We start from the raw sequence: 12,081 nt of genomic DNA, 5'->3' as shown, positions 1-12,081 counted from the left end.
GCCTGCCCGATGGCCGACATCTGCGAGCAGGTCGGCGTCGATCCCGAAACGGGTGAGGTCGTCGACCCCTCCGAGGCGCCCGAGCCGGCGGGCGACTGACGACGGAATCCCGTCGGCGCGCGTCGTGGCGCTTTTGCCCTCCGACATCCGATTACCTCTGTGCTCACCAAAGACCTCCTGCGCGTCTCGCGGGCCGGCGGTGGCTATCAGCCGCGCTTTACCGACCCCGACGACGAGGCGCTCGCGGCGCGTGTCCTCGGCGTGTATCAGGGCCACGTCGGCGAGCGCCGGGAGGCGCTGGAAGCCGGTCTGACCAACCTCGAACGGGAAGCCGACGATTTCAAGCTCGTCCGGGGGTTCGCCAAACTGCTCGAACGCGAGGCGGTCTTCGAGACGCGCGCGCCGATTGACCCGGTTCGGGCCCGGACGGCGGCCTTCGAGGCCGCGGAATCGGTCGGCGTCGTCACCGACGCGGAACGCGAGGCGGCACTCGATCGAGCGGCCGAACGGCTCGATTCCGACCCCGGCGCGGTCGAGGCGTCGCTTTTCGCCGACCGCGAAACCGAGCAGGTGCTCGTCGACCTCGGCACGCGATACGACCCCGACACCCTCCGTCGGCAGTACGACCTCTCGCTCGCACAGACGGCGCTTTTCGACGCCACGGAGATTCGCGTCCGCTCGTCCGACCCGAAGGCGCTCGTCGCAGCGGTCAAACGACTGCGGTTGATGTACGAAATCCGGCGAACCGAAGAAGGTCGGGAGGTCGTCGTCACCGGCCCGGACGCGCTGTTCAAGCGCTCCCGACGCTACGGAACGCGCTTTGCGCGCCTCCTCCGCACCGTCGCGAAGGCCAACGAGTGGCGACTGGAGGCGACCATCGACGACCGCGGCACGGAGCGACTGCTGGTGCTTGAAGACGGCGATATCTCGGTGCCGGGCACCGATCCGGTCGCAGAACCCACCTTCGACAGCGGCGTCGAATCGGATTTCTACGCCCGGTTTTCCTCGCTCGACCTCGATTGGGAGGTCGTCCGCGAACCCGAGCCGTTGGCGGCCGGCGAACACGTCGTCATCCCCGATTTCGCGCTCGACTGGAAGCACGGGGAGTTCCGCCTGTTCTTCGAAGTGATGGGCTTCTGGACGCCCGAATACGTGGAGAAAAAGCTCTCGCGGTTCGCTGATCTCGAAGACGTTGCTTTCCTCGTCGCATACGACGAGAGCCTCGGCGTCGGCGAGGCAATCGAGGCGGAGGGCCACCGCGCGATACCGTACTCCGGGACGGTGCGGCTGAAAGACGTCCGGGACGCGCTCCGCCCGTACGAGAAGGAGTTACGGGCTGAAAGCGCCGCCTCGCTGCCTGCTGAACTGACGCCCGACGCTGACGTGACGACCATTGCCGAGCTCGCGACCGAGCACGGCGTTCCCGAATCGGTGATTGAGAACCTCGATTTCCCCGACCACGAGCGGCTCGGCCGGACGCTCGTCCGTCCCGCCGTGTTGGAGGCACTCGCGGACGAGGTCGAAGCCGGCATGGAACTCTCGGGGGCAGAAACGTGCCTCGAAGACCACGGTATCGACGACGCAAGCGCCGCCCTCTCTCGACTCGGCTACCGCGTCGAATGGGAAGGGCTCGGCGGCGGCACTGTCCGTGAGAAATAGTCAGGCCGGGCGCGTTCGGAGCCGCTCGCCGCGGTCGAGATAGCCGAGGAGCTCCTCGAGTGGAATGGGTTCGTATCCAAGCAGTTCGATGGAGACGTTCACGCGGCGTGCCTCCGGGTCGACGAACGGGAACCGCTCGGTGCGCAGGTCGTGGTGGTGACCGTGCACGAGCCAGCCATCGCGCTCGGCCGGCGCGTCGTCGGGGTGGTGGACACACTGGAACCGATAGCCGCCAGCCTCGAAGCGGTACTCCGGCTGGGTTGTCACACCGGGCGTCTGCCGGGCGCCGTCGTCGTGGTCGCCGGCGACGAAGACGAATTTCCCGTTGAGTTGCTGGAGCCACCGCCTGACGGTCGCCGGCTCGGAGGGGACGACGAGGTCACCGACGAACAGCACCTCATCATTGGGGTCGACGACCGCGTTCCAGTTCTCGAGGAGGCGTTCGTTCATCGCCGCGACCGAGGGAAACGGCCGGTCGGTGAACTCGAGGACGTTCTCGTCGCCGAGATGCAGATCGGCAGCGAGATACCGGCGCCCACGCACGGCTACAACTCTCGCTGTCGCCCTTTGGGCATCTGCGAGCGGAGTTCGTCGTGGATGTAGAGGCCGACGCCGATGGGCTCGGCCTCGCCGGCGATTTCGTGAGCGACGACGAGATAGCCCCAGTCGCCGTCCCATTCGGGTTCGGTCGTTTCCCCGCGGAGAAACGCCGTCGCGTCGTCCTCGTCGAGGACGATGCTGTTCTTTGTCGCCTCGCGGCCGAACCGCTGGACGGCGTCCGTCGTCGGCTTCCAGTGTTCCTGTCGCGTCCGGAGGAACGTCATACCCACTCCTTCGATGTCTGCGGGTGAGTCGAAGTCGCTCGCGAATGCCCAGATTTTCCCGGCGCCTTTCTCCCAGAAGGTGTAGTGGGCAAACGTCTCGCGGTCGAGGCCGAAGCGGTCGACCCACCAGTCGATGACCTCACCGCGAGTGGCCCGTCCCTCGACCTCGCGTTCGGCCGGCGTTTCCGGCAGACGGTCGAACACCTGCCCGACGTTCTCGGTCACGCGCCCACCTCCAGTTTCGCACAGAAGAACCCGCCCGTATCGTTGTGGTGGGGGTAGATGCGCTTTGCTCGCTGCAGCGATTCGTCGTAGGTGTCGCCCTCCCACTCGGTGATGCCCGGGGCGTGCTCCAATTCGAGGTCGTACTCCACGAGGCGGCAGTCGTGGGAATCGAGGGCGTGCTGGACGACCGCTTCGTTCTCTTCGGGCGCGAAGGTGCAGGTCGAGTAGACAACGGTGCCGCCCTCGCGGGTCACCTCGAGTGAGCGATTCAGGATGGCCTTCTGGACGCCGGCGATGCTCTCGACGTGGCCGAGCGACCAGTCCTCGACGGCGTCGGGGTTCTTCCGGACGGTGCCCTCACACGAGCAGGGCACGTCGGCGAGGACGCGGTCGAACGGCTCCCGCGAGAACGGCTTGATTGAGAAATTGCGGGCGTCCTGGCGCGTGACAGCGATGTTCGTCACGCCGCAGCGCTCGGCGTTCGACCGCAGCGCCGACAGCCGGCCGAGGTTGTTGTCGTTGCCGACCAGGAGGCCGCGGTCGTCCATCAGCGCCGCGAGCTGGGTCGTCTTGCTGCCCGGGGCTGCACAGCAATCGAGGACGCGCTCGCCCGGTTCGGGGTCGAGCGCGAGCGCCGGAATCGCCGACACCTCCTCTTGGCCGTACACCCAGCCGTGAACGTACGACCAGGTGTTGCCCGGTGAGATGTCGTCCGCAAGCCGAAAGAGACCGTCGTGCCAGCTGATGGGCTCGTAGCCGACGCCGACCTCCTCGAACGCCCGGCGGACGCGGTCGGGCGTCGCCTTGATGTCGTTGACCCGGACGACCGACGGCAGCGGCCGCTCGCAGGCCTCGTGGAAGGCCTCCGGGTCGTCGACCAGCGAATCGTATCTGGCGAGCGGATCCATACCCGACCTCCGATACCCGTGCGTTTGTCGGTGTCGGTTCACCGACCCAGCGACTAACGTTAAGATGCAGCGGCGTGACACATAACCTATGGCACACGTTCAGGTGCACGCCGAGGGTGTCGAACTCGACTCGCCGACGCTGGTCGAGGGGCTGCCCGGCGCCGGCCTCGTTGGGAAGATCGCTGCCGACCACCTCGTCGACGAGTTCGACATGACGTATTTCGGGACGGTCCACTGCGATGGGCTCCCGGAGGTCGCCGTCTACCACACCGACCAGACCGATCTGATGCCGCCCGTTCGGCTCTACGCCGACGAGGAGCGCGACCTGCTCGTCCTCCAGAGTGACATCCCCGTGTCGCCGACGGAGGCGAGTGGCTTCGCCGACTGCGTCACGAGCTGGCTCGACGAGAACGATGTCTTCCCGCTGTATCTCAGCGGCATCCCGGAGGAGCGAGACGGCATCCCCGAGATGCACGGCGTCTCGACCGGCGATGCGGCCGACATCGTCACGGACGCCGGCATCGAGCCGCCGCGCGAGGGCGGCGTCATCACCGGCCCGACCGGCGCCTTGCTCTCCCGTGCCGGCCAGGTCGATCTGGATTCGGTCGGCCTCGTCGTCCAGACACAACCGCAGTTCCCCGATCCCGAGGCCGCGCGCGTCCTCATCAAATCGGGTATCGAACCCATAACGGGCATCGATGTCGATACCCAGCAACTCGTCGAGCGCGCCGACGAAATACAGGATGCCCGCGAGGAACTCGCGAAGCGACTCCACGAGGCCGAAGACGAGAGCACGCAGGCCAACCCGATTCGCGGCTTCCAGTAGCGGAACCGCCGCAGATTTATTACCGCCGGTGGTGTGACAATTGACCACAATGTCATCAACACGAAACGACGTGTCGGCAGACCGGCGATGTATCCCCGCCGTTGATACCGCGAACGGAGTTCGCCGTCGCCTCAACGCCATCCGGATACGCGAACACCTCCGGCGAACCGAGACGGCGCTCAGAGACGCTGAACACGACCATCTCACGCCCCTCCAGCGCCGACGCCGGGAGCGCCACCTCAACCGGCTGACAGCGTACCGGCGCCGCGGGGAGTTCCCGACGAACCGCAGCGACCACGAGCGCGTCCCGCTGTTCGTCGGGAGCGATGGGACGCCCTGCGCCCTTGCCCACCTCATGCTCGAAGCAGGCCATGAGAATTTCGTGGAGTCGGTGCTTGCCGAAGACCCGACAGTTCGAATCGAGACGCTCCCCGATGACCACCCCGTCGTCGAGTGGGTCGAAGCAAACGGCCTGACGAAGACCGAAGCCGCTCGCATCCAACCCACCTACCCCGAGGGCGTCCAGTTCGCGACGACCTGTGGCCCAGTTCCCTGCTGGCTGGCCGGCGCCTTCGTGACGCTGGTCGGGACGGCCGTCTTCGCCGCCTCCGAGTCCGTCGGCTACCGTCTCGCCAGCGAGGTGTTCCCCGACAACGCGCTCAAACGGAAGGGCGTGCTCGGCTACCTGACGGTGTTGAACCTCTTTTTGGCACCGCTGCTCGCGTTGGTGCTGTTCGCGCTGTTCCCATGACGGGCCCGCGAAGGCGGCTGTTGGGGTACGCCGCAGCCCTCACGTTCGCAGTCGGCATCGTCGGCGGTGTCGTCGCGTCGATGACGCTGTTCGTGCCCATCGACGAGTCAGCGTCACTCATCGAGGCGCGTCTCGGGTCGTCGCTCGTGAAAGCGTTACTCTTGGGTATCATCGTGTTGTACGTCGCGATTCCCGTCGGAGTAGCAGCACTCCGCGCCCGTAGCGATGGCGACCGACTCCGTCACGCGGGCATCGCTGCGCTTGCGGTGTTCGGACTGCCGCTCGTCTTCCTCGGAGCGCTCTACGGTATCGGGCGGCTGGGAATCGGCTTCGTCGGATTGCTACCCCTTGGTTTGCTGTTCGTTCTCGTCACGGTTCCGGTTCTCGCAGTGCTGTTGGCGTATCAAGGATCATCCGCTCGTGGCCCTGGAGAGGGAACCGCTTGGCCCATCGTTCTCAGCGTCGCGGTGGTTACTATCTTCGCTGTCGGGTTCGTCGGCGCTGCTCCGTTCGGGGCGGCGTTCGCCGACGAGTACACCGAAACGCGCTCCGGCTATGGCGGGCCGAACGCGAACTTTGTCGCCGAAGAACGGCCGGCGGACGGTAACGGAAGCGTCCTCACGTTCACCCACGAGGGAGGCGACCCCATGCCCGCCGAGCATCTCGAAATCCGAGGAGAGGGGTTCGCCACGGTCGAAGCGGCCGACCAGACCAAACCGGGTCCGTGGAAGGGATCGGTAAGCGGCGAGCAACCACGACGCGGTGGTCAAGCCGTCGTCTATGGTGACTCGGTCGATGTGGGCGTGACCGCCGACTGCGAGGTGCAGCTGGTCTACAACGACGGCGACCAGTCATCGACTATCGCCGACCACGACTGCACCGAATCGTGACCGATACCAAGGCCTATGAGCGAGGGCGAACCAGAGCCGATATGCCACCGATACACGAGAGCCAGCGCGTCGCGGTCATCGCTGACTCCCAGAACCTCTACCATACGGCGCACAGCCTCTACTCGCGCAATCTCGATTACGAAGCCATCCTGGAGGCATCGGTCGACGAGCGCGAACTCATCCGCGCCATCGCCTACGTCATCCGCGCCGATTCCCCCGCCGAGGAGGATTTCTTCGATGCGCTGCGCGACATCGGCTTCGAGACGAAAATCAAGGACATCAAGACGTTCGCCGACGGCTCGAAGAAGGCGAACTGGGATCTCGGCATGTGTCTCGACGCCGTCACTCTCGCCCCGAAAATCGACACGTTCGTCCTCTGCAGCGGTGATGGCGATTTCGCGCGGCTCTGCACCCATCTGCGCCACGAGGGCGTTCGCACCGAGGTGTTCGGCTTCGGCTCGTCGACGGCCGAGGAACTCATCGACGCGTGTGACCACTTCGTCGACATGAGCGAGAACGAAGAGCAGTTCCTGCTGTAAGCCCTCGCGCGCTGCGGACGCACCTAATATATTAGCCGGCCGACTTACTCCGTTGCTAACCGAGACAACGGATATGGTGGGATTCCATTCATGCCTCGAACACAAACAGCACGCAGCGTAGCGGAGTGCAGAAACTGCGGGGCCGTCGTCCCCGTGACTGTCAGCGATGACGGTACGCTCGTTCCAATCGGCACCAAACGAAGCGGCAAATGCGGTGACGGTGAGTTCGAAGTTATCGACGGCGGGACGCTCGACTGACGCCGAGTCGGCAGTCAGCCGCTTTGCCGCTCGATTGTCGTAATCGGCGCTTTTTCCGGGAGTTCGATCACTAGCTGGTCGAATGCCGCCGCTGTTGCGACTTCGCCATCTGCCCCCCGATGGTCGCTTCGAACCTCACTCACGTACCTCTCGACTTCGGCCGCCCACTTACCTTCGTACCTGACGGTCAGTTCTTGCGTCACCGTTCCGACCTGGCCGTTCGCGTCTCGAAACGCGATGAACACGCTGATAAGTTCAGCCTATTAACATAAGATACCAACGAACTTCTCGATGAAAGGCCGCTGTAGTCGGCCTATGGCTGCGCCTGGCTGACCGCCTCGATGGCGTCGGTCAACACGTCGACGCCGAGTCCGAGCGACTCCTCGTCGACATCAAACGTGGCGGTGTGGTGGCCGCCCGGGTGGTCGGTGCCGACGCCGACGTACGTCGCAAAGCCGCCGTTGTCTTGCACGTACTGCATGAGGAACGTCGCGTCCTCGCTGCCGCCGATTGCGCCGCGTCGGGTCGCCTGCGTCACGCCCGGATGGGCCATCGAGGCGTCGTGAACGAACTCGACCAGCTCTTCGTCGCTTTCGGCGGAGGGCGCTTCGCCCTCGACTTCGATGTCGAACTCACAGTCGTGGCTTATCGCTGCCCCTTCGAACACCTTTCGTGCGCGCTCGAAGGTGTGATCGCGAATCTCGGTCGTCTCGCCCCGAACCTCGCCGTGGACGAACGCCTCCTCGGGGATGATGTTCGACGCGGTGCCGCCGCCGACGCGGCCCGCGTTGACGCGAGACGCCCCATCGCTGTGGCGTGGGATGCCGTAGAGGTTCTGGACGGCCGTCGCCATCGCCTGGACTGCATTGTGACCCTCCTCCGGCCGCGCGCCTGCGTGACCGGGATAGCCGGTAAACGTCGTGTAGAACTGCGTCACGGCGAGGAAGTCGCCGATACCGGCGACGGTTTCGCCGGTTGGGTAATCGAGACCGACGTGCAGCGCAAAGAGGTAGCCGATGTCGTCTAGATGGCCGGATTCGGCCATCGGTCGGCCGCCGCCGATGACCTCTTCTGCGGGCTGGAAGAACACTTTCAGCGTCCCGGTAAAATCGCTCTCCTTCACGGCCTCGATGACGCCCAACCCGATTGTCGCGTGTGCGTCGTGGCCGCAGGCGTGCATCGCGCCCGTCTCCGAGCGGAACCCCTCGCTTGCGGGGTGGTGGCTCTCGTCGGTGGACTCCTCTCGCGGCAGGCCGTCGATGTCGACTCGGAGCCCGACGGTCGGGCCCTCGCCCTGTTCGACGACGGCAACCGCGCCCGTCCAGCCGCCATCCATCGTTTCGAGGAGGTCGGGGTCGGCGCCGGCATCGCGGGCGCGGGTCATCCACTCGTCGAGTTCCGCATCGTCGGGCACGGCGAGCCGCTCGTCGGCCAGCACCTCGCGGCCGACATAGTAGTCGTCGACGCCGATGCGTTCCAGTTCGGTGACGATGCGTGCGGTCGTCCAGAACTCCTTCCAGGCCGGCTCGGGATGCCGATGGAAGTCACGTCGAAGTGCGACAAGGTGGTCGCGGCGGTCGGTGCTCATATCTGTATTTCGGGCCGGACGAACATAAGCCTCCACCGTTCGACCCAAACGCGACACCCTCTTTGAGGGGCGGCAACTACCCGTCGTATGAACGTTTCACGCCGGCAGGTGCTGGGTGGCGTCGGCGCTGCCGCCGCGTCGGCGCTTGCAGGCTGCGGGAACCGTGGCCCCGGACGCACTTCTTTTGCGGTGTTCGTCACCAACGCCACCGAGACGGAACACCGGGTGACGCTGCGGCTCTATCGGCTCCCCGGCGAGGCAGCATCGAACGAAACGGCACGCGAGGACGACACGTCGACGGACGACCTCGAACAGGTGTACGTCCGACGCGAGACGCTCGCGCCGGAGGGTGATTTCTCCGTCCCTGGCGAGGAACTGCCGGCCGGTGACCTCCGGGTTCGACTCGTGACCGCGGACGGGCCGGTGGGTACCTACGACTGGCGTCGAGTCGACGAGCGGTCGACAGTAGATATCCGAATAGAAGCGTCGTCGGTGCGGTTTACGGAGCTGGATTAGCGACTGCCGGGCGCAGAGACCCGCTCTACGTCCACGTCGATGTGGACGCCGCGTGGGAACTCCTGTGTGGCGACGTTACCGGCGAACTCGTCGTGGCCGACGACCTCCATCTGACGGCTGTAAACGGTGTAGTGCCACGGCGAAAAGCGGTCGTTGCCCGCATCGAGTTGCTTCGACTGCGGGACGCTTTGGTCTTCGGGCGACTCCGCGTGGGGGCCTTTCAGTTGGACTCCCTTCCGCTCCGCGCTGGCCTTGATATCCCCGACGACGCGCTCCAGAACGTCTCGATCCCCGCTTTGGAGCGTGAGGGTAGTGACAAAGGGCATACGTGTTGATGGACGCTCGATGGGCAAAAACGCACCTATCGTGTTTCGTGTGTGAACTGTCACCGGGATTCCCGCGACAGCGTCCGATATTCATTTACCTTGTGACCGATTACGTGAGGGTAATGATAGAGGCCACGAGCGCGGGAGCCATCCTCTTTCGCGATACGCGTGGCCGGCGCGAATACCTGCTGTTGAAGTCACGACCCGGCGATTGGGAGTTCCCCAAAGGCGGCGTCGAAGGCGACGAAGAACTGCAGCAAACCGCCATCCGCGAAGTGAAAGAGGAGGCCGGAATCGAAGATTTCCGGCTGTTAGACGGCTTCCGACAAGAGTACGACTACGTGTTCGAAGCGAACGGCAACACAATCCACAAGACGGTGCACCTGTTCATCGCCAAATCCTACGAGGCATCCGCAGAGCTCTCGTCGGAACATCGCGACCTGCAGTGGCGCGACTATGACCAGGCGGTGAACACCATCACCCAGGACGGCCCTCGCGAGATCCTCGACGATGCACACGAGTTCATCGACGAGGAGCACGAGGAGTAAACAAACCCGAACCCAAGACCGTCCCGCCACGCACGGATAGCGGCTGCGCTGTCCCCGTCGTTACGAGATGGCTTTCTCGATTTCGCCTTTCACTAGGGCGTTATCGAAGTCGTGGTCGGGGCGCATGTTGACGAAATCAAGGAACTCACGGGCAGCGAGCAGGTCGCTTGCCGAGTAGTGTTCGCGTGCGGCTTCGATGGCCACGGGCGCGCCGATAAGCGGTGTCAGCGACGCCAGTGCACACGCGAGGTCGTACGCTTTGGCGTCGGCAATCGCTTCTTCCCTGACGCGCGTGGCGTCGATGAAATACAGCGTCTCGACGCCCTCGTCGTTCGGGGCGACGAGGACGTTCTCGGCGCGCAAATCACCATGAGTCAGGCCGGCGTCGTGCATCCGCGAGAGGTTCTCGAACAGCTCCGGTGCGAACGAGACGGCCGCCTCGGCGTCGAGTTCATCGAGCGTCCGAAACGACGGCAGATATTCGAGGACGAGCACCCCGACCCCCTCGTGTTCGAACGCCTCGATGGGTTCGGGGGCGTTGACGCCGAGTTCACGCATCCGCCGGGTCGCTTCGAGTTCGTGTTCGGCCATCTCGATGGGCGTCGAGAAATGCTCGAAGAATCCCTCCGTTCCCGAGGAGAATGCGCCGATGTTCCGTCCCGTCGTCAACAGCGCGTGGACGAAGGAGTGTTGGTCTGCGATGACCTTCACGAACCACTGGTCGTTGACGACGCAGGGGACGGACAGCCAGTTGTTCGCCTCCAGACACTCGAACTGTGCCGACGGCTCCCCGTAACGGCGAGCGACCTCGTCGGCGACGGCCGCCAGCTGTGACTGGGGCACGCTCGCACGGAGGAACCGGCGGAATGGCATCTCTAAATCATAGCACACCAGCGGTCTTAAACATACAGTCGACACTGGAGAAACAGTAAACGCGTGGTTCGTCGTGCCGGCACGTTTATTTTCCAGTGGTCGAAGCCGTGTGTATGGACTTCACGCTCCCAGACGAACACGAGATGACCCGCGAGGTCGTCCGGGATTTCTGTGAGACGGAGATCAAACCCATCGCACAGGAGATCGAGGATGAACACCGCTTCCCCGAGGAGGTGTTCGAGGAGCTGGCCGACCTCGATCTGATGGGCGTCCCCGTCTCCGAGGAGTACGGCGGCGCCGGCGGCGACTACCTCATGTACGCCCTCGTCGCTGAGGAGCTGGGCCGCGTCTCCGGGTCTGTCGGCCTCTCGTACGTCGCCCACACCTCGCTCGGACTGATGCCCATTATCAAGTTCGGCACTGAAGAACAGAAAGAGGAGTGGGCGCGACCGCTCGCCGAAGGGGAAGGTATCGGCTCGTGGGCCCTCACCGAGCCATCGTCGGGGTCGGACGCCTCCGACATGGATACGATGGCCGAGAAGGACACCGCCGAGCAAAGCTCGGCGAGCCCTGCGCCGCCAGAGGCGGAGCAGGACGGCGACGAGTACGTCATCAACGGGACGAAACAGTTCATCACGAACGCCAACGTCGCAAACAGCGTTCTGGTGAAGGCCGTCACCGACCCTGGTGCTGGCTACGACGGCATCTCCACGTTCATCGTCGACCCCGAGAATGACGACGGCTTCGAGGTGTCGACGGTGTGGGACAAGATGGGGCTGAACGCCTCGCCGACGTGTGAACTCCAGTTCGACGACGTTCGCATTCCCGAAGACCGCCTGCTCGGCGAAGAGGGCGAGGGCTGGGAGCAGACGAAGAAGACGCTGGACGGTGGCCGTATCTCGATTGCGGCGCTGTCGACCGGACTTGGACAGGGGGCCTTCGAAGCGGCCCGCGAGTACGCCACCGAGCGCGAGCAGTTCGACCGGCCCATCTCGAAGTTCGACGCCGTCCGCGATATGATCGTCTCGATGGATCGGAAAATCGAGCGTGCACAACTGCTCACCCACAAGGCCGCTGTGATGTACGACAACGGTGAGGACGTGACCCGCATCTCCTCGCTCGCCAAACTCGACGCCTCCGAAATCTGCCGCGAGGTCGCAGAGGACGCCGTGCAGGTGCTCGGCGGCTACGGCTACACCACCGATTTCGCTCCCCAGCGGTTCTACCGGGACGCAAAGCTCATGGAAATCGGCGAGGGAACGAGCGAGATTCAGCATCTCGTGTTGGGGCGGGAACTGGGGCTCTAAACCCACTTTTTGCACGCTCCGGCGGTTCGGCGCGGACGCGCCG

At 64.7% G+C, this 12,081-nt stretch carries 15 protein-coding genes and 1 pseudogene; 10 read left to right on the top strand and 6 right to left on the bottom strand.

Annotation, left to right across the window (positions count from 1 at the left end; translation table 11 throughout):
- Positions 1 to 99, top strand: a pseudogene (locus ACI8UR_RS11215) (endonuclease III); the annotation flags it as partial.
- Between the two features lie 60 nt (positions 100 to 159).
- Positions 160 to 1,659, top strand: coding sequence for a DUF790 family protein (locus ACI8UR_RS11210; protein ID WP_411716350.1), 1,500 nt, complete (start codon positions 160 to 162; stop codon positions 1,657 to 1,659).
- On the opposite strand, the gene ACI8UR_RS11205 is transcribed toward ACI8UR_RS11210, so the two are convergent.
- Genes ACI8UR_RS11205 through ACI8UR_RS11195 form a run of 3 tightly spaced genes read right to left on the bottom strand, consistent with a single transcriptional unit; the run spans position 1,660 to position 3,616 of the window.
- A complete protein-coding gene (locus ACI8UR_RS11205; RefSeq protein WP_411716351.1) occupies positions 1,660 to 2,202 on the bottom strand; it encodes a metallophosphoesterase in 543 nt (180 codons plus the stop codon).
- Positions 2,203 to 2,204: 2 nt separating this feature from the next.
- Positions 2,205 to 2,708 (bottom strand): hypothetical protein, encoded by a 504-nt coding sequence (locus ACI8UR_RS11200; protein WP_411716352.1) that lies wholly within the window; start codon positions 2,706 to 2,708, stop codon positions 2,205 to 2,207.
- Positions 2,705 to 3,616 (bottom strand): RsmB/NOP family class I SAM-dependent RNA methyltransferase, encoded by a 912-nt coding sequence (locus ACI8UR_RS11195; protein ID WP_415087878.1) that lies wholly within the window; start codon positions 3,614 to 3,616, stop codon positions 2,705 to 2,707. The genes ACI8UR_RS11200 and ACI8UR_RS11195 overlap by 4 nt, the downstream gene beginning before the upstream one ends.
- 88 nt (positions 3,617 to 3,704) lie before the next feature.
- On the opposite strand from ACI8UR_RS11195, the gene ACI8UR_RS11190 reads away from it, so the two are divergent.
- The 5 genes from ACI8UR_RS11190 to ACI8UR_RS11170 all read left to right on the top strand — a co-directional run bounded on the left by ACI8UR_RS11190 (position 3,705) and on the right by ACI8UR_RS11170 (position 6,880).
- Complete coding sequence (locus tag ACI8UR_RS11190) at positions 3,705 to 4,442, top strand: proteasome assembly chaperone family protein (protein WP_411715620.1); 738 nt, start codon at positions 3,705 to 3,707, stop codon at positions 4,440 to 4,442.
- A gap of 49 nt (positions 4,443 to 4,491) precedes the next feature.
- Positions 4,492 to 5,193, top strand: coding sequence for a hypothetical protein (locus tag ACI8UR_RS11185; protein ID WP_411715621.1), 702 nt, complete (start codon positions 4,492 to 4,494; stop codon positions 5,191 to 5,193).
- A complete protein-coding gene (locus ACI8UR_RS11180; RefSeq protein ID WP_411715622.1) occupies positions 5,190 to 6,083 on the top strand; it encodes a hypothetical protein in 894 nt (297 codons plus the stop codon). The genes ACI8UR_RS11185 and ACI8UR_RS11180 overlap by 4 nt, the downstream gene beginning before the upstream one ends.
- Positions 6,084 to 6,124: 41 nt before the next feature.
- Positions 6,125 to 6,622 carry an NYN domain-containing protein gene (locus ACI8UR_RS11175; protein ID WP_411715623.1) on the top strand — a complete coding sequence of 166 codons (498 nt, stop codon included), beginning with the start codon at positions 6,125 to 6,127 and terminating at the stop codon, positions 6,620 to 6,622.
- A gap of 90 nt (positions 6,623 to 6,712) precedes the next feature.
- Positions 6,713 to 6,880, top strand: coding sequence for a hypothetical protein (locus ACI8UR_RS11170; RefSeq protein WP_411715624.1), 168 nt, complete (start codon positions 6,713 to 6,715; stop codon positions 6,878 to 6,880).
- 313 nt (positions 6,881 to 7,193) lie between these two features.
- Here the strand turns inward: ACI8UR_RS11170 and ACI8UR_RS11165 are convergent, their stop codons facing one another.
- Entirely contained in the window at positions 7,194 to 8,468 is a 1,275-nt protein-coding gene (locus tag ACI8UR_RS11165; protein ID WP_411715625.1) for an amidohydrolase, read from the bottom strand.
- Between the two features lie 87 nt (positions 8,469 to 8,555).
- Between ACI8UR_RS11165 and ACI8UR_RS11160 the strand changes: the two genes are divergently transcribed.
- Entirely contained in the window at positions 8,556 to 8,984 is a 429-nt protein-coding gene (locus tag ACI8UR_RS11160) for a hypothetical protein (RefSeq protein WP_411715626.1), read from the top strand.
- On the opposite strand, the gene ACI8UR_RS11155 is transcribed toward ACI8UR_RS11160, so the two are convergent.
- Complete coding sequence (locus tag ACI8UR_RS11155) at positions 8,981 to 9,310, bottom strand: 30S ribosomal protein S10 (RefSeq protein ID WP_411715627.1); 330 nt, start codon at positions 9,308 to 9,310, stop codon at positions 8,981 to 8,983. The genes ACI8UR_RS11160 and ACI8UR_RS11155 overlap by 4 nt on opposite strands.
- Positions 9,311 to 9,432: 122 nt before the next feature.
- On the opposite strand from ACI8UR_RS11155, the gene ACI8UR_RS11150 reads away from it, so the two are divergent.
- Entirely contained in the window at positions 9,433 to 9,858 is a 426-nt protein-coding gene (locus ACI8UR_RS11150) for a bis(5'-nucleosyl)-tetraphosphatase (RefSeq protein WP_411715628.1), read from the top strand.
- A gap of 60 nt (positions 9,859 to 9,918) precedes the next feature.
- Here ACI8UR_RS11150 and ACI8UR_RS11145 read toward each other — a convergent pair whose 3' ends face one another.
- Positions 9,919 to 10,731, bottom strand: coding sequence for an RIO1 family regulatory kinase/ATPase (locus tag ACI8UR_RS11145; protein WP_411715629.1), 813 nt, complete (start codon positions 10,729 to 10,731; stop codon positions 9,919 to 9,921).
- A 113-nt stretch (positions 10,732 to 10,844) separates the two neighbouring features.
- On the opposite strand from ACI8UR_RS11145, the gene ACI8UR_RS11140 reads away from it, so the two are divergent.
- On the top strand, positions 10,845 to 12,038 hold the full coding sequence (locus ACI8UR_RS11140; protein WP_415087876.1) for an acyl-CoA dehydrogenase family protein: 1,194 nt from the start codon (positions 10,845 to 10,847) through the stop codon (positions 12,036 to 12,038).
- Positions 12,039 to 12,081: the final 43 nt, after the last annotated feature.

This window comes from Natronomonas sp. (assembly GCF_047616845.1).
Taxonomy (GTDB): Archaea; Halobacteriota; Halobacteria; order Halobacteriales; family Haloarculaceae; genus Natronomonas.
This window is presented reverse-complemented; position numbering and strand designations above follow the sequence as displayed.